Raw genomic sequence first — 15,308 nt, 5'->3', positions numbered from 1 at the left:
TATTTAAAGATCTTCTGTATAACTGGCTGTAAAGGTATCATAAATAATTTCCTCAGCCGGATTATTGCGAAGTTCAATAATGATATTGAAATCGTCAAAGCTGTATCCTGATTCACGTACAAATACATCAGGATGCTCAATCACTTTAGTACTTGGCATGCTCATGATTTCCTGAAGCAGGTGATAATGTCTTTCATTTGACCGAATTGTACTCACAATACCATCAATAATAAACACATTGTTTGGGTTCATTTCTTCTTCAGAGAGCTGACTGCGCACCGTCTGTCGTAGTAACGTTGAAGACACAAAAGTCCAACGCTTCATTGCGCATACACTACTGGCAATAATGGATTCCGTTTTGCCCACACGCGGCATCCCGCGAAGACCGATCACCTGATTGCCGTCCCTCTTTAATACTTCACCCAAAAAATCGACCAGCAATCCAAGCTCATCGCGTGTAAAGCGAAATGTTTTACGATCATCTGAATCCCGATCGATGTAACGGCCGTGTCTTACTGCCAATATATCAACCAGTCTCGGAGCACGTAAGGCCGTGACTGTAATGTTGCTCGCTTTTTTTAACGTATCTCCGAGAATGCGTATTTTCTCGTCATCGTCCGTTTCAAGCAACATCCCCCGTCTTTCGCCTTCAACACCGTTGATTGTCAGTATATTAACCCCCAGAATACCAAGCATGGAAGCAATGTCTCCCAGCAGTCCGGGTCGATTTTTATGTATCTTGTACTCCATGTACCACTGTTTCGTTTCTTCCGTCACGTTAGCACCTCATTCACATTCAAACCGTCAACAACTCCAAATCAAAGCATTATTGTATCATAAAATAACATCTTTCGACAAAACCAATTATTGAAATTCGATAGGTTACATTGTGTTGTAAGCCTCAATCACGTTTATGATATATAAATTACAATGGAATTACAAGAACAGCTCTGTAACCATTACAGAAAAGCCCCCAAAAGGGAGCTTTTCATGTTGGTTCCTACTTATGCGTTGCTCTTAGCCAATTTAACCATTAGCCGGGCGATGGTGTGACGCTCGTCCTCATCGGCAACTCCCCACAGTTCTTTCAGTGCGCGGTTGGAGTGGTTCGCTGGGTCGACCTTCTCATCCAGAAAATCACCGATTTCATAAGCAAGCTCTGAAATGGTATCTTGGCTGATTCCCAGCTTCTCCGCTTGCTCTACACGCTGACCAAGGAACTTTTTCCAAACATCAAAATTCTGAACAACTGTTGACATACTTAAATCCTCCTTAGATGATTCAGATTTAAAATCAACAGTTATAATATGCTCTTCTCAGACGCTTACTATACTGGTGGATTCCTCCAAGCGCTATCCCTTAAGTCACCCATCCTCCATTAGGACTTATGACCTGGCCATTAATATAACCTGACTCAGGAAGCGCAAGAAAATAAACCAGGGACGATATTTCATCAGGTCGAGCCAACCGTCCGGCAGGAATTTCTTCTTCCAAACTGGTAATTTCGCCTTTATCCAAATGATCCAGCATCGACGTATCCACTGCACCTGGAGCTACAGCATTCACTGTCACCCCGGAAGGTGCTACCTCTTGAGCCAACGCTTTAGTGAAAGCGTTAATGCCTCCCTTGGTGGTGGAATACAACACCTCGCACGATGCGCCACATATCCCCCACACGGAGGAAACATTCACAATGCGGCCATAGCGTTGGGAAATCATATGTGGCATAAAAACCTGCGTGCACAGAAAGGTTCCCTTAACATTGACGGCCATCACTTCTTCCCATTCCTCTTCCGAAACATCTGTCAACAGCCCATAATGAGATAATCCGGCGTTGTTCACAAGAATATCCGGCTTCATCCCGTGATTATCCAGCTTTTCCCGCATGCGTTCGATCTGCTCCTTGCTCCGCAGATCCGCTGACACGGTCATTACCTTGCCTGAATAAGCCATGCAACGACGGGCAACTTCATTTGCTTTTTCATGGGACTTCATGTAGTGAATGACAACATTCATCCCTACAGCTGCAAAACGCTCAGCAATAGCCGCACCAATTCCGCCACTCGCTCCTGTAATCAGCACGGTTGTATCGCCAATTGCTTTTAATTCTCCGCCCTCGGTGGTCATTGTTTCCCTCTCCCTGGACATTACGGACTCACCACTAGTGATATTGCGAGTTGATCCCACTGGATATGGTCTTTTAGACGGCGATTTACATCCTCAAGCGTGATACTTTCATAAATAGGGAGCAGTTGGAAAAAATCGCTGCCCCGGAAGCGATGTCTTGTAAATTCATGTGCAATATTTTCTGGTGAATTGAGTGTACGCAGATAACCACCGATTTTCTTTTTACGTGCCCGTTCAAAATGTTCTGCTGCAAAGCCCTGCTTCTGAATGGACTCCACCTCTTCACGTATTCTCGCCAACAGCCGATCCGGGTCTTTGGTATCCCCGCCGATTGCAGAGAATGCATATTGCTGCGTACTATTGTACTCATGACCAAAACTGTCCGAAATCAGATCCTCATCGTAGAGCTTTTGATATAGTTGTGTACTGGAACCAAACAGGAGATCAAGCATCAGCTTGGTTTCCAGATCATGACGAAGTAATTCTTCACCCGTTAGGCCTACTTCAGCCTCCTTGAATCCAAACAGTAGCTTTGGCAGAGAAACGGCCAGCTTCACCTCACGACGTGGTTCTGCAACTGTAGTGGGTTCATCGTCGAAAATCCGCTCAATCTCTCCCTGCGGCTTATAGTCCTTTTTGGCCTGATTGTTACGTACCAGCTCTATTACTTCAGCTGGATCCACTCCGCCCACTACAAAAAGAATCATATTGCTTGGGTGGTAGAAAGCTTCATAGCAACTGTACAGCGTTTCTTTTGTAATCGTACTGATGGATTGAACAGTACCTGCGATATCTATATGCACCGGATGGACCTTGTACAACGCCTCGATCAGACCAAAGTAACTCCGCCAATCGGGGTTATCTTCATACATATTAATTTCCTGGCCAATAATGCCTTTTTCCTTTTCTACATTTTCATCTGTAAAGTAAGGATGCTGCACAAAATTGACCAGCGTGGTCAAATTTTCTTGAATACGCTCCGTTGCCGAAAACAGATATACTGTTTGATCAAAGCTCGTAAATGCATTCGCTGATGCCCCATTAGAGGAAAAGGTAGCAAAAATATCGCCTTCAGGCTCTTCAAACATTTTATGCTCCAAAAAATGGGCTATGCCATCCGGCACCTTTACGGGCTGTTGACCTTCTACGCGGAAATGATTATCAACTGAGCCGTATTTAGTTGCAAATGTGGCGTATGTCTTCTGAAAACCCGGTTTGGGCAACACATAAACGTGTAAACCGTTATCCATTACTTCATAGTACAGCGTTTCCTGCAAATGCTCATAAGGTATATGCTCCACCGCTATTCCCCCTTCTGGTCTCTCAAGAAATAAATAGTGTCCAGTCGGAACGTCCGGGCGGCATCCTGAACATCCTGCACCTTGACTGCCTCCACCTGACTCAGCAGCTCATCTACTGTCCGTTCTTTACCGGAAAGCTGTCTGTTAAAATCATAGGCGATCATTTCAAAAGCGGAATCCTGCATCTCCTTTAGCAAGTTGCGAATCATCGCCTGCGTTTGGGTCATTTCCAGCTCAGTAATCGCTCCGTTTTGCGTATCTTCCAGTTGCTTGCGGATAATAGTAACCGCTTTTTCATAATTAGGAATTTCAATACCAGATTGAATCGTACCAATACCTTTATGCCCGTCATACCGTGATGAAGCGTAATACGCCAAACTTTCCTTCTCCCTCACATTAACGAACAGCTTTGAATGCGGATACCCGCCCAGAATGCCATTGTACATCAGAGCGGAAGCATAGCGATCGTCTCCATACGTAATAGGGGTGCGCAACCCCATGTTGAGCTTGCCCTGGTTCACATCAAGACGCTCTACAACGGTTTGAACATCACGCTCTACCGACTTGGGCTGTTCAGGAACATACCCTGTTTCCGCTGAACGGTTCAATTGAAAATAGCGATCAACAAACTTCTCAACTTCTTCTAGCGTCGTATCTCCCACAACGTATAAATCCATGCTGGCATGATTCAGCCATTCTCCATAAGCCTTATACAAGCTCTGTGCATCTATACTGTCCAGATCAGATCGTTGACCAAGAGGGTGCAGACGATAAGGCTCATCCTTGCACATTTCCTCCATACAGCGCTCACCAGCATAACGTATTTTATCGTTAACTATAGATTCCAGCTTCTTACGCACATTTTCCCGTTCCTGCTGGACGTATCCCGTTTGAAATGCACCATTTTCCAATGCAGGCTTCGTTAGCACTTCTCCGAGAAAAGAAAACGAACGATCCAGTAAACTATCTGGACTATTTACAAAGCTGTCATTAATCGTATCCATGCGAAATTGCACGATCTGATAATCTCCACGTTTATACACATCGAAACCGAAACCCGCGCCATACAATTGCTCTAACTGTTCTCTGAATTGTGTAGTCTGCGGATACGATTCTGTACCCCTTCGCAGAACGAAAGGTACCAGCCCCACTCGAGTTACGGTGTCCTCCCGTAGCGGAGTGCCTACATACAATGATATAGCAAACGTCTTAAAGCGCTTGGTCGGCAGTACATGAATCCTCAGTTGTCTGCGTGTGCCACGCTCGAAACCTGTTTTGTTCAAGTCCAAAACTCCTTTGTGACGTCAATTTGCGTCTAGCCTTTGATTAGCATTAGCTGCTGTAAATCATCCTCCTGTAAAGAGGTAAAGTGTACCAATCTTTATTCTAACCATGCAAAAGCCAAGAAGCAACCGGAGACAAGCTCCCGGCTGCTTCGGCGTTTTACATGCAGAAAATATGCTCCCCGATGGTTTTCACCTGCGGACGGGTCCAAATCCATTTGGAGGTGGCTGTTTTTGGGTTAAAATAATAGAGACATCCTCCGCTTGGATCCCAACCGTTCAGGGCTTGGCGTACCGCCTTTTGTGCAGTCTCATTCGGTGTGAGCCAGATTTGACCGTCTGCTACAGCTGTGAATGCTCCTGGTTGAAAGATCACTCCAGATGGTGAGTTGGGAAAGCTAGGTGACTTGACCCTGTTCAAAATAACAGCCGCGACGGCAACTTGGCCTTCAAACGGCTCGCCGCGGGATTCACCGTAGACCGCGTTGGCCATAATTTTAAGATCGTTTTCAGATAGTCCCATGGTGTTGGCCGATCCCATCGTTTCATCATTTTTATCTGCTTTATCGTTATTGTCCGCTGTCTGTCCCTGAGCGGAACCTTGATTGTTGCGATGCATAGGAGTTTCCGTTGGCTTCCAGTTAGGAGTAGCATTCACCAGCTTTAATTTCGTCTTTACTCCGACCACTCCATCGGGACGGATGCCAAATTCCTTTTGAAAACCCTTGACAGCTTTTAGTGTACTGCTGCCAAAATGACTGTCCACTTTCCCGCCAAAAAAGCCCAGCAACTTCAAACGTGATTGCAACTCATATACATCCTGACCGTAAGATCCAAAATCAACCGCTCCCGAGCTGAATGTCGGCTGGGAAGGTTGCGCCGCTTGTACTTTCTGCTGTGTGCTCAGCGGCTCTGCTTGCTGCTGTGCAGAGTCACTTTTAAAAAGTCCTGTGTACGTAATAGCCGAGGCTGCGAGGATACCCGTGCAAATCCAGACCATTGTCTTTTTCATATGCTGCGCTCTACCTTTCTTTTGTGGGATTAACAGGATGGCTACGTTTATTATGACAAGCTCCGCTTAAAGCTATTCACCCTTTTAATCTTCTTTCAGCAGGTAGTCGCCACACCTCAAAAAACATCACAAAAAAACGCTGTTTGTGCACTTGGAGTTGTCATATTAGAACAACCACCATGCGAACAAACAGCGTTTTAATGTAGTGCTGGATAGAGATCATGCTTAGGAACTTACTTTATTTTGCTGATATTGCTCCATTGAGATAAGGACCTCACGGGGCTTGCTGCCCTCGTAAGGGCCGATGACTCCGCGAGCTTCCATGGAGTCAATCAGTCGAGCAGCACGTGTATAACCGATCCGCATACGGCGCTGAAGGAGCGAAACGGAAGCTTGTTTAGCCTCTAAAATGATGTTGACCGCCTGATCGTACAGCTCATCCAGCATTTCATCTGCATCAGCCGATACCTCTTCCACCTCCGGCACTAGCGTTTCATCATACTGAGCTTCACCCTGTTCACGTACGTAGCTAACAATATTTTCGACTTCTTGATCGCTCATGAATGCTCCCTGAACGCGGACTGGTTTGGAAGCACCCATTGGCATGAACAGCATATCACCACGTCCGAGTAGCTTCTCGGCTCCACCCATGTCCAATATGGTACGGGAGTCTACCTGCGAGGAAACGCCGAAGGCAATACGTGAAGGAATATTGGCTTTAATCACCCCGGTAATTACGTCAACCGAAGGTCTTTGCGTTGCAATAATAAGGTGGATGCCTGCTGCACGCGCCATTTGGGCAAGTCGTGCAATCGCATCCTCCACATCTCCCGCAGCTACCATCATTAAATCTGCCAACTCGTCCACAATAACGACGATGTAAGGCAGAAATGCATCCGGGTTATCTTTCATCAGATTATTATAGCCCTCAATATTACGGGTTCCTGATTTGGAAAATAACTCATATCTTTTTTCCATTTCAACTACAATTTTCTTCAATGCAAGTGAGGCTCGCTTTGGATCAGTCACGACCGGAGCCAACAAATGCGGGATTCCATTGTACACGTTCAACTCCACCATTTTAGGATCGACCATCAAAAATTTGACCTCATCCGGCTTTGCTTTGTATAAAATACTCGTAATGATCCCATTGATACACACTGATTTACCCGAACCTGTTGCCCCAGCTACAAGCAGATGGGGCATCTTGGCCAAATTACCGACAATCGTCTGTCCTGCGATATCACGTCCGAATGCAATAGATAAATTGGAAGCTGACTCCTGGAAAACGGTTGTCTCCATTACCTCACGCATCGTTACAATGGAAACTTCATTATTCGGAACCTCAATTCCGATAGCAGATTTCCCAGGAATCGGAGCCTCCATACGGATATCTTTGGCAGCAAGCGCAAGCGCAATGTCATCCGTCAGACTCACAATGCGGCTGACCTTTACTCCAATGTCCGGCTGAATTTCATAACGCGTTACGGCAGGGCCACGGACAACCTCCAGCACCTTCGCCCGCACACCGAAGCTTTCCAGCGTTGCCTCCAGCTTGCGTGCCGTTTGCATGTAATCCTTTTGTCCCATACCTTTGCCTGCGTTTTGTGGTTTAGCAAGTAAACGAAATGATGGGAGCTTGTACGGTTTAGGCGGCGGAGCCGGAATAGCTGCATGGTTACCTTCAGCCTCTTCGCCTGCTACCCCAGTTGCAATCGTCTGAGCTTGTCCCTGAGCACCTTCTAATGTCCCCTGGATCGCTGTCGAATCATCCATATCCGTATTTGCACTGGCATCCACAAAGTCATCATCCAGGGATTCGTCAATAACGGAAGTTGTCTGCTCTGCCCCTGTCAGGGACTCTCCAAATTCAGCTTCCGGTCTTCTTTCCTCATGCTTTACTTGTTCGAAGAAATCCCTAATAATCGGCGACCTTTTTACCGGAGTTGCAGCTTCCTGCTCAGCGTGTTCTACTACGTCAGACATCTCTTCACTCTGGTTGCCGTTTCTCCACTGGGCCTGCGCGTCCTCAGCTTCATATGGAAGATCATGATCATCCTCATCCGTATCGACGGAATGCTCATCCTTGTCCGCTTTATCTGAATTTTTGAGACCAAACAACTGAAAGAAAATCGGCTGTTTGCGTGCAGGAGGCTGCATTTCGTCAAAGTCATCATCCATGTCTTCCTCATAGGCAGGAATGGACTCAGACTTGATTTTTCTATTTCCACTGCCTTTGCTTGATGCTGAAAGCGGAGTAGCTTTACCAGTCCATTTTTTGCGCACGCTTCCCCCGGCTGTCAGCAGCTTGGTCTTTACAATCCGTACCAAATCCACATAGGACAGTTGGGTCATCAGCATGAAACAAATGACGAACATAACAATCATGATCAGTTTAGCTCCCGTGAGACCAAACAGCCATAACAGAACAGTAAGCTGCAATGCGCCTACGTAACCCCCGCTGATATCCTTGTTCAGCATCGAGGTATGACCCTGCTGGTCAGGCGACAGCAACTGCTCACGCATATCTATATGTATCTGGGTCATCACTCCGCCCGGCTGAAGCGCGTTGATCGGCCCCAAACGCTGCTCCATAGATGAAATAGAACTCATAAGTGTAAAGGCAAATACTAACAGGAGCAAACCCGTTTTGCGGGAGTTCCACTGGTTCGGCCACTTGCGGTGAATCATCACCATCAGACCATAATAAATGCCAATGAGAGGGATAACAAAATAGAATTTCCCCAGTACGAGCCCAAACATCTTGGATAGCGACCGACCAACCGCCGCTTCACCCGACAACGCAATGACCGCTAATGTAATCAGCACAATGCCGTAAATTTCAAATTTTAGAACTCCGCCAAATGCGGCTTTCTTTTTTCTTTTTCTTCTTCTGGACATACAAGGTCACCCCCCAGAAGAATATTATACCACGTCACCCGGTATCCGCACATATGTTCTTTTTCAACAGTAAACGACCTATTTCTGTACTATTCGACACCTTCTACGACCACTCGATGACTTGACCTGGTCCATAGCGCGGATTCAGATAGGCTTCCAGAGGACAGTCCAACAACCGTACAATGATCCCCCGACGACTTTCAAGCGGCTGTACTTGCATAAGTAGACCGTCTACCCGAACCTCTGCAAACTCCTCAGCCTCTTTCCACATCCCTTGCCATACCATTTCCATTGGCATTACAGTATATAGTGTCATTGTGGTAGCTCCCCGCTAGGCTCCCCTGACAGTGTCTCTGTAGGAGTTCCTGTGGCACTAGGAGAAAAAGGAGCATACGGAGCCTGCTGTTGAATCCCAGCGATCCCGTTTTGCTGACGCCGCGTTTCAATAATGGTGTTCAGCTGTTTTAAAGCCTCTCCGATGCCTCCAACCGCGTCCATCAATCCATACTTCACTGCATCGGCTCCCCCAACCGCTGTACCAATATCGCGGTTTAACTCACCGGTTTTAAACATTAATTCCTTAAACTGCTCTTCTGTAATACGAGAATGAGAAACGACGAAGCGTACAACACGTTCCTGCATTTTTTCCATGTATTCAAAAGTTTGTGGTACTCCAATGACCAGACCGTTCATACGAATGGGATGAATGGTCATCGTCGCACTCTCCGCAATGTAGGAATAAGTGGAAGACACAGCAATAGGCACACCGATGCTATGTCCCCCACCTATGACAATGGTCACCGTTGGTTTACTCATCGATGCGATCATTTCGGCAATAGCCAGTCCTGCCTCTACATCACCACCAACTGTATTCAGCAAAATCATTAATCCTTCGATACGAGGATTTTGTTCTGCCGCTACCAACTGGGGAATAATGTGCTCATATTTTGTCGTTTTGTTTTGAGGCGGTAAAATGAGATGCCCTTCAATCTGACCGATAATCGTCATGCAAAAAATATTAGACTCGCTTCCAGGCATAGAGGTTTGACCCAGCTGCTGTAAAGCCTCCATAGCAGGCAAAGCGGGTCTTTGCCCAATTTCTGGTTGATCTGGTGCTTCCGTTTCCTCGTTGCCAGATGTTAGATTGCTGTATTGTTCCATATGGGTGATCTTCCTTTCGCTTTACGCATCTATATGACCCGTATTCACCCTATAGTATGGGATGGAAATGGAATATCTTATACCCGCCCCCATGATTTTCCTTATCCCGGAAAATCAAAAAAGCCTCTCCTCCCGCGGAAACCGTCCAATATTTCCTGCGGGAAGAGAGGCGACTGTGTGCCTGTGACTTAAGTTTTTAATTCAGGTTTTTGAACAAATTTCAATTGAATCACACTTCCATTATAATTGGCAGGATCATCGGTCTCCGACGAGTTTGCTCATACAAGAAGCGACCTAGTGCATCCTTGACATTTGTCTTGAGGGAAGCCCATTCATTTACATTTTCACTCATGAGCTTATGCAGTGTACTTGAGACAATACGATTCGCTTCATCCAGCAAACCTTCCGATTCACGGACATATACGAAACCTCGGGAAATGATATCTGGTCCCGATTTAATCGTTCCGTCTTGCTTGCTCAGCGTAACAACAACCACCAAAATACCGTCCTGTGACAGCAATTTGCGGTCGCGCAATACGATATTTCCTACATCCCCTACGCCTAGTCCATCGATCAGTACGTTACCTGCTGTAACTTTACCAGCTCTGCGTGCTCCACCATTCTGAATTTCAATGACTTCACCGATATCCGTGATAAAGATATTCTCAGGCTCAATACCTACACCTTCAGCAAGAAGAGCGTGACGACGTTGCATTCTGAACTCACCATGAATTGGCAAGAAGAACTTTGGTTTCATCAGATTCAGCATCAGCTTGAGTTCTTCCTGGCTTCCGTGTCCAGAAACGTGGATACCTGGATTAGCTGCGCTGTAATATACATTGGCACCCAGACGGAACAGCTCATCAATTGTGCGTCCAACGTATTTTTCATTACCTGGTACTGGAGTAGCTGCGATGATGACTGAATCCCCTGGAAGAATGTCAACCTTTCGATGTGTGGAACGAGCCATTCTTGTCAAAGCTGACATCGGTTCACCCTGACTGCCTGTGCAGAGAATAACTACACGATCCGCTGACATTTTGCCAACTTCTTCAGGCTCAATCAGCATTCCATCTGGAATTTCCAAATAGCCCAAGTCCGAAGCAATACCTACGACATTAACCATGCTTCGACCAATAACTGTTACTTTACGTCCCGTTGCTTCAGCAGCATTAATTACCTGTTGAATACGATGTACGTTAGAAGCAAAAGTGGCTACGACCACACGCTGTCTTGACTTGCGGAAAATGTCTTCCAGGACAATACCAACGCTCTTTTCCGAAGGTGTAAAGCCCGGTTTTTCGGCATTCGTACTGTCTGACAAAAGAGCCAGTACGCCACGTGTGCCAATTTCAGCCATACGCTGCAAATCTGCATATTGTCCGTTCACCGGAGTATGGTCAAATTTGAAGTCACCTGTATGAACAACAGCGCCTTCAGGAGTATCAATACATACACCTACAGAATCTGGAATACTATGGTTGGTTCTGAAGAATGTTGCTTTCAGTGTGGAACCCAGCTTGATTTCAGAATCAGCATTGATCAAAATACGTTTGGTTTCACCAAGCAGATTCGCTTCCTTCAGCTTGTTTTCCACCAATCCCAGCGTCAATTTGGTACCATATACTGGTACATTCAAATGTTTCAACACGTAAGGCAAACCGCCGATATGGTCCTCGTGACCATGAGTCAGCACAATGCCTCTTACTTTGTCGCGGTTCTCTGTAAGGTAGGAAATATCAGGAATAACGATATCAATGCCCAGCATGTCCTCTTCCGGGAATTTCAAACCGGAATCCACCACGACAATGTCATTGCCGTATTGAACGACATACATATTTTTCCCGATTTCACCGACGCCGCCCAAAGCGAAAATCATCAATTTATCGTTGTTTGTTTTTTTAGACAAATGAATCTAAACCTCCTATGGTAGTTGGACGTCGTACCTTGATTTGTTTATTTAATTTTCAAAAAAATACCGCACCCAGTCACTTGACCCCATTATACATGATTAAAATACGAAAAAACAAGTCATCCTGTTCGTTACGCTAGGTTTCCCATTGCCGTCTGAAACCATTAGTATCTGTCATTTTGTCTACATACATGGTTAAAAGCACAGCAAAAAGGGCGTCCTATAAGAACGCCCTTCACGCTGGGAACCTTGTCAGACAATAAACCCTATCGGTTTTGTACCTACCGACTGCCCTTAACAAGGATACTCCTTAGTATTAATTAACATCTTACATTCCTATTTCTCTTTAGCGGGTAAATAATTTCTTAATAAATTCCGCTTCATCCTCAGTTGGAGGAATGAGCGGCAACCGAACCGAACCTACCTTAACCCCCCGTAATTCCAATGCATATTTTACTGCCACCGGATTAGGCAGAGGATGAGGACAGCCAAACAAGCCCTTGAAAATAGGGAACAACTGCTGATGCAACTTTGCTGCCTCCTGCGAGTGTCCTCCTACAAGTGAATCGATCATCTGTTTCATTTCAGCACCTACCACATGACTCGCTACGCTGATAATACCATAAGCACCTACAGCCATAGCAGGCAACCCAGAAGCATCATCCCCGGAATAAACCAGAAAACCTTCTGGCGCTGCCGCTGCAATCTGTGTGACCTGCGCAAGTGATGCACATTCTTTAGTTCCCACAATATTCGGAATTTGTGCAAGGCGCAGTGTTGTTTCAGCTGTTAGACTCGCTCCAGTACGACTTGGAACATTATACAGTATAGCTGGGAGGGATGTGGAGTTCGCAATACTTTCGAAATGCTGATACATCCCTTCCTGATTCGGTTTATTATAATATGGCACTACCAGTAGAACACCATCTGCTCCTGCCTGCTCCGCGGCACGGGTTAGATGAATGGAGTGACGTGTATTGTTGCTTCCAGTCCCGGCAATAATTTTACATCGTCCAGCTGCTTTTTCTACAACAAATGCAAACAACTTGATTTTTTCATCATCGCTCAGGGTAGGAGACTCCCCTGTTGTTCCAGATACAACAAGCGACTCTGAGTGCTGTTCTTCTATTAAGTAATCAATCAACGAGGACAATGCAGTCCAGTCAATCTCTCCTTGCTTATCAAAAGGTGTCACCATTGCGGTAATCAATCTGCCGAAGTTCACCATGCTGCCTCCTTTTTGCAAGTCCGAGCACGGACAATGCGCCTATTGATGGAGTTCAAATTTATTATGCAATGCGCGTACAGCCTGCACCATATCTTCTTTTTTAACAAGTACCCAGATCGTCGTGTTGGAATCTGCGGATTGAAGGATCTGTACGTCTGATTCTGCCAATGCCTCCACAATTGTCGCCATAATGCCTGGTACCCCGTTGATACCACCGCCTATGACAGAAACTTTAGCACACCCGGCCAGTATCTTAGGTTCTAGACCCAAACCGTTCAATACTTCAACCGCTTTGCTTCCATCATGATCGAACACAGTATAAACTGCCCCCGATGGCGTTACGTTAATAAAGTCAACGCTAATTCCATGTTCAGCCATAGATTTGAATACTTGTAATTGCAAGTGCTCCAAACCCGGCTTTAATTCAACATTAATCTGAGTGACATTGCCGACATACGCAATACCGGTCACGAAACGGTCTACGATGTCTGCCTGCACGTCTTTAAAGCCTTCCGGGTGGGTAACTAACGTACCTTCTCCTTCGGAGAAGGTAGAGCGAACACGGACCGGGATATTAGCCTGCATGGCGATTTCAACAGCACGAGGATGGATAACCTTTGCTCCCTGATGAGCCATATTACAAATCTCCGTATAGCTAACATGTGTAAGTGGCTTTGCGTTTTCCACAATGCGCGGATCGGCAGTCAATATACCATTTACATCCGTATAAATATCAACCATATCCGCATGTAGAGCAGCACCCAGAGCAGTAGCTGACGTATCGCTGCCTCCCCGACCCAAGGTAGTCATATCACCGTCTGCTGTTTGTCCCTGAAAACCTGTCACAATGACAACTCTGCCTTGGTTCAACTCTTCAACAACACGGTCTGGCTTTATATCCAAAATACGAGCATTGCCGTATTGATCATCCGTAATAAAGCCCGCCTGTGCCCCAGTTAGCACCGTAGCAGGAATACCTTCCTTCTCCATCAGGCTGCATAATGTAGCAGCAGAAATGATTTCACCACAGCACAGCAGTAAATCCCGTTCGCGCTTCGGAAGACTGTCGCCGTTAGACGCCGCCCAATCCAGTAGCGTGTCGGTGGCATAAGGCTCTCCTTTTCTCCCCATGGCCGACACAACAACAACCAATTGAAGATTTTGTTCCAGCTCCCGCTTCACATGTGCCAGCACAAGTTGACGTGCTTCAGGTGTGGACAGCGAGGTTCCCCCAAATTTCTGCACCAAAATACCCATTATTCTTCCCCCATATCGGAACGTTACTCCGCGTTTGCAGCAATAATTTCCGCGATTTGCACCGCGTTCCATGCTGCTCCTTTGAGCAGGTTGTCGGATACGACCCACAAATTCAATCCACGGCTATTGCCCAAATCACGGCGTACACGCCCCACAAATACGTCAGGTTTTCCTGCAGCATCAGATGCCAGTGGATAAAGCTGAGCAGCAGGATCGTCCACCAGCGTTACTCCTGGTGCCGAAGCCAGCAGATTGCGGATTTCTTCTAAATCATAATCTTTTTTAAGTTCTACATATACAGATTCCGAGTGACCGTATACAACAGGAATACGCACACACGTTGCTGTTACGTCCACAGATTCGTCACCCAGTATTTTTTTCGTTTCACGTACCATTTTCATTTCTTCCAGTGTATAACCATTGTCCTGGAATTTATCGATTTGCGGGATAGCATTGAAAGCAATCTGATGCTTTACTGGCAACGAGCCTACTGGCAACAGATCAGGCTGAACTTCATCTCCGTTCAGAATCGCTGCGCTTTGACGATTCAATTCATCAATAGCTCGGCTTCCAGCGCCGGAAACGGCCTGGTATGTGGATACAATGATACGAGAAATGCCATACTGATCATATAATGGTTTCAAAGCAGCTACCATCTGAATGGTGGAGCAGTTCGGGTTCGCAATAATTCCTTGATGCTCGGCAATTTTGTCGCTGTTCACCTCAGGCACTACAAGAGGAGCTGTCGGATCCATTCGGAATGCGTTGGTGTTGTCAATGCAAACTGCCCCATGACGAACAGCATGCGGCGCCAATTCCTTACTTACGTCTCCACCTGCACTAAACAAAGCAATGTCGATTCCTTCAAAGCTGTCGGGGGTAGCAATCTCTACTGGAATTTGCTGACCTTTAAAGCTAATTAACGTGCCGGCAGAACGAGGCGAAGAAAGAAATTTGATTTTGTCCACAGGAAAATCCCGTTTTTCCAGCAGATTTACGATCTGTTCTCCTACAGCGCCTGTCGCTCCAACGACAGCTACATTAAACTTTCTATTGCTCATCTGGTGTATCTCCCCTTCTCGACTAAAAAACCATTTTTTATTCTGAAAGCATCCACCGCCAACAA

13 protein-coding genes are annotated in these 15,308 nt (G+C 46.1%); all 13 read right to left on the bottom strand.

Going from position 1 to position 15,308, the window contains the following annotated elements; translation table 11 throughout:
- Window positions 1-3 precede the first annotated feature (3 nt).
- The 13 genes from ACL9RM_RS07405 to ACL9RM_RS07345 all read right to left on the bottom strand — a co-directional run bounded on the left by ACL9RM_RS07405 (window position 4) and on the right by ACL9RM_RS07345 (window position 15,243).
- The gene (locus ACL9RM_RS07405; RefSeq protein WP_013370747.1) at window positions 4-777 is read right to left on the bottom strand and encodes a DUF3388 domain-containing protein; all 774 of its coding nucleotides are present in this window, start codon (window positions 775-777) and stop codon (window positions 4-6) included.
- A gap of 227 nt (window positions 778-1,004) precedes the next feature.
- The gene (locus tag ACL9RM_RS07400) at window positions 1,005-1,259 is read right to left on the bottom strand and encodes a DUF3243 domain-containing protein (RefSeq protein WP_013309950.1); all 255 of its coding nucleotides are present in this window, start codon (window positions 1,257-1,259) and stop codon (window positions 1,005-1,007) included.
- 100 nt (window positions 1,260-1,359) lie between these two features.
- A complete protein-coding gene (ymfI, locus tag ACL9RM_RS07395) occupies window positions 1,360-2,127 on the bottom strand; it encodes an elongation factor P 5-aminopentanone reductase (protein ID WP_250268117.1) in 768 nt (255 codons plus the stop codon).
- A 20-nt stretch (window positions 2,128-2,147) separates the two neighbouring features.
- Window positions 2,148-3,428: an EF-P 5-aminopentanol modification-associated protein YfmH gene (gene yfmH / locus ACL9RM_RS07390; RefSeq protein ID WP_023988233.1), complete on the bottom strand. Its 1,281-nt coding sequence runs from the start codon at window positions 3,426-3,428 to the stop codon at window positions 2,148-2,150.
- 2 nt (window positions 3,429-3,430) lie between these two features.
- Window positions 3,431-4,711 (bottom strand): EF-P 5-aminopentanol modification-associated protein YfmF, encoded by a 1,281-nt coding sequence (gene yfmF, locus ACL9RM_RS07385; RefSeq protein WP_165175606.1) that lies wholly within the window; start codon window positions 4,709-4,711, stop codon window positions 3,431-3,433.
- A 160-nt stretch (window positions 4,712-4,871) separates the two neighbouring features.
- Window positions 4,872-5,723 (bottom strand): spore cortex-lytic enzyme, encoded by an 852-nt coding sequence (gene sleB, locus ACL9RM_RS07380; RefSeq protein ID WP_250268116.1) that lies wholly within the window; start codon window positions 5,721-5,723, stop codon window positions 4,872-4,874.
- Between the two features lie 225 nt (window positions 5,724-5,948).
- On the bottom strand, window positions 5,949-8,624 hold the full coding sequence (locus tag ACL9RM_RS07375) for an FtsK/SpoIIIE family DNA translocase (protein WP_250268115.1): 2,676 nt from the start codon (window positions 8,622-8,624) through the stop codon (window positions 5,949-5,951).
- A 103-nt stretch (window positions 8,625-8,727) separates the two neighbouring features.
- The gene (locus ACL9RM_RS07370) at window positions 8,728-8,940 is read right to left on the bottom strand and encodes a YlzJ-like family protein (RefSeq protein WP_061829428.1); all 213 of its coding nucleotides are present in this window, start codon (window positions 8,938-8,940) and stop codon (window positions 8,728-8,730) included.
- Window positions 8,937-9,785 (bottom strand): ClpP family protease, encoded by an 849-nt coding sequence (locus ACL9RM_RS07365; RefSeq protein ID WP_250268114.1) that lies wholly within the window; start codon window positions 9,783-9,785, stop codon window positions 8,937-8,939. Before ACL9RM_RS07365 ends, ACL9RM_RS07370 begins: the two co-directional genes overlap by 4 nt.
- Before the next feature lie 229 nt (window positions 9,786-10,014).
- Window positions 10,015-11,694, bottom strand: a complete 1,680-nt coding sequence (locus ACL9RM_RS07360; RefSeq protein ID WP_013309942.1) for a ribonuclease J — start codon at window positions 11,692-11,694, stop codon at window positions 10,015-10,017.
- A 349-nt stretch (window positions 11,695-12,043) separates the two neighbouring features.
- Window positions 12,044-12,925, bottom strand: coding sequence for a 4-hydroxy-tetrahydrodipicolinate synthase (gene dapA / locus ACL9RM_RS07355; RefSeq protein WP_061829430.1), 882 nt, complete (start codon window positions 12,923-12,925; stop codon window positions 12,044-12,046).
- Between the two features lie 39 nt (window positions 12,926-12,964).
- Complete coding sequence (gene dapG / locus ACL9RM_RS07350) at window positions 12,965-14,182, bottom strand: aspartate kinase (RefSeq protein WP_013309940.1); 1,218 nt, start codon at window positions 14,180-14,182, stop codon at window positions 12,965-12,967.
- A gap of 23 nt (window positions 14,183-14,205) precedes the next feature.
- The gene (locus tag ACL9RM_RS07345) at window positions 14,206-15,243 is read right to left on the bottom strand and encodes an aspartate-semialdehyde dehydrogenase (RefSeq protein WP_165175626.1); all 1,038 of its coding nucleotides are present in this window, start codon (window positions 15,241-15,243) and stop codon (window positions 14,206-14,208) included.
- Window positions 15,244-15,308 lie beyond the last annotated feature (65 nt).

This window comes from Paenibacillus sp. S29 (assembly GCF_049319765.1).
Classification (GTDB): Bacteria; Bacillota; Bacilli; order Paenibacillales; family Paenibacillaceae; genus Paenibacillus; species Paenibacillus polymyxa_B.
This window is presented reverse-complemented; position numbering and strand designations above follow the sequence as displayed.

Excerpts from the sequence above, each read along its gene's own strand:
- ACL9RM_RS07400 (WP_013309950.1), bottom strand. The coding sequence starts at position 1,259 with ATGTCAACAGTTGTTCAGAATTTTGATGTTTGGAAAAAGTTCCTTGGT.
- ymfI (WP_250268117.1), bottom strand. The coding sequence starts at position 2,127 with ATGACCACCGAGGGCGGAGAATTAAAAGCAATTGGCGATACAACCGTG.
- sleB (WP_250268116.1), bottom strand. The coding sequence starts at position 5,723 with ATGAAAAAGACAATGGTCTGGATTTGCACGGGTATCCTCGCAGCCTCG.
- ACL9RM_RS07375 (WP_250268115.1), bottom strand. The coding sequence starts at position 8,624 with ATGTCCAGAAGAAGAAAAAGAAAAAAGAAAGCCGCATTTGGCGGAGTT.
- ACL9RM_RS07370 (WP_061829428.1), bottom strand. The coding sequence starts at position 8,940 with ATGACACTATATACTGTAATGCCAATGGAAATGGTATGGCAAGGGATG.
- ACL9RM_RS07365 (WP_250268114.1), bottom strand. The coding sequence starts at position 9,785 with ATGGAACAATACAGCAATCTAACATCTGGCAACGAGGAAACGGAAGCA.
- dapA (WP_061829430.1), bottom strand. The coding sequence starts at position 12,925 with ATGGTGAACTTCGGCAGATTGATTACCGCAATGGTGACACCTTTTGAT.
- dapG (WP_013309940.1), bottom strand. The coding sequence starts at position 14,182 with ATGGGTATTTTGGTGCAGAAATTTGGGGGAACCTCGCTGTCCACACCT.
- ACL9RM_RS07345 (WP_165175626.1), bottom strand. The coding sequence starts at position 15,243 with ATGAGCAATAGAAAGTTTAATGTAGCTGTCGTTGGAGCGACAGGCGCT.